Origin of the sequence: Streptomyces vulcanius (assembly GCF_042653945.1) — a bacterium.
Classification (GTDB): Bacteria; Actinomycetota; Actinomycetes; order Streptomycetales; family Streptomycetaceae; genus Streptomyces; species Streptomyces mangrovi.
Genome location: NZ_JBHSFK010000132.1, coordinates 1 through 865, shown reverse-complemented (window position 1 = coordinate 865; position 865 = coordinate 1). Strand labels below are relative to the sequence as shown.

Here is an 865-nt window from a genome sequence, read left to right as displayed (position 1 = left end):
CATGACTTACGACGGATACAAGGCCCTGCGGATCCAGGTGAGCGATCGCATCGCGCACATCACGATCGACAATCCGCCGATGAATCTCGGCGATCACGTGCTGGTCTCCGATCTTGCCCGATTCAACGCCGAGGTCCGGACCGACGACACCGTGGGCGTCATCGTGTTCGACAGCGCCGATCCCGACTACTTCTACGCCCACGAGGACATGGCCGACGCGGCTCTGATGGAGCAGATGCTCCAGGACAACGAACTGAACCTTTTCCAGGAGGTGCGCGAAAGCTACCGGACTCTGCCGCAGGTGACGATCGCGAAGGTCGCCGGATGGGTACGCGGTGGCGGCATCGAGTTCGCCACGGCCCTCGATCTCCGGTTCGCGGCGCTCGAAACAGCACTGTTCTCTCAGAATGAGGTGAGTCTGGGCATCCTTCCGGGCGGCGGAGGTACGCAGTACCTGCCACGGCTCCTGGGACGGTCGCGTGCGCTCGAGGTGATCATCGGCGCCGATGCCTTCGACGCCGCACTCGCCGAGCGGTACGGGTTGATCAACCGGGCGCTGCCGGCGGACGAACTCGACGGGTTCGTGGAGCGACTCGCTCAGCGGATCGCCTCCTTCCCGCCCGGAGCGGTCTCGCTGGCCAAGCAGGCGGTCGACACAGGTATCGGTCTGTCACTGCCCGACGGACTGCGAGAGGAGAACAAGCTCTTGCGGCAGACTGTAACCCCGCAGGTCATCGAGTTCCTGCAGGCTGCCCTCAAGGCTGGGGCACAGACTCGCCAGGGCGAACTCGACATGGAAGGCCTCATCGACGGCCTCCTCCGCTCGCAGCCTCCTCGCCGCTGACACCCGCCGTCCGAGGACGGA

General features: G+C 65.0%; 1 protein-coding gene. It reads left to right on the top strand.

Translation table 11 applies throughout. The features are described 5' to 3' along the window. A partial coding sequence (locus ACFPIH_RS56345; RefSeq protein ID WP_385879462.1) for an enoyl-CoA hydratase/isomerase family protein occupies positions 1-844 on the top strand: 844 nt, incomplete at its 5' end. Between the last annotated feature and the right edge of the window lie 21 nt (positions 845-865).